Origin of the sequence: Serratia sp. 506_PEND (genome assembly GCF_001076875.1) — a bacterium.
In the GTDB taxonomy this organism is placed as follows: domain Bacteria; phylum Pseudomonadota; class Gammaproteobacteria; order Enterobacterales; family Enterobacteriaceae; genus Serratia; species Serratia marcescens.
In genome coordinates this window covers 1-284 of the sequence record NZ_JVEL01000030.1, presented here as the reverse complement: position 1 = coordinate 284, position 284 = coordinate 1, and the positions used below count along the sequence as shown (strand labels likewise).

Sequence of the window (284 nt, the reverse complement as noted above, 5' to 3'; positions counted from 1 at the left end):
GGTGGTGGAGTTTGAGCTGAAGGAAGCCCTGAATGCGCCGTTTGCGCTGAGCCTGAAACTGGCGAGCCAGCAGCCGGGGATTGATTTTGGCGACGTGCTGGACCAGTCGTGTGAGCTGATGGTCTGGTACAACGGCGAGCTGCAGCGACGGGTCAGCGGGATAGTGAGCCATTTTGCTCAGGGGGATACGGGATTCCGACGCACCCGTTACGAGGCCATTGTGCGACCCGCTTTGTGGCGTACCGGGCTTCGCACCAACTGCCGGATTTTCCAGGTGAAAAAGC

1 protein-coding gene is annotated in these 284 nt (G+C 59.9%); it reads left to right on the top strand.

The window, feature by feature from the left end; all coding sequences use genetic code 11:
• Positions 1-284 (top strand): contractile injection system protein, VgrG/Pvc8 family (locus tag ADK28_RS00730; RefSeq protein ID WP_256364567.1); only part of this gene is annotated, 284 nt, incomplete at both ends.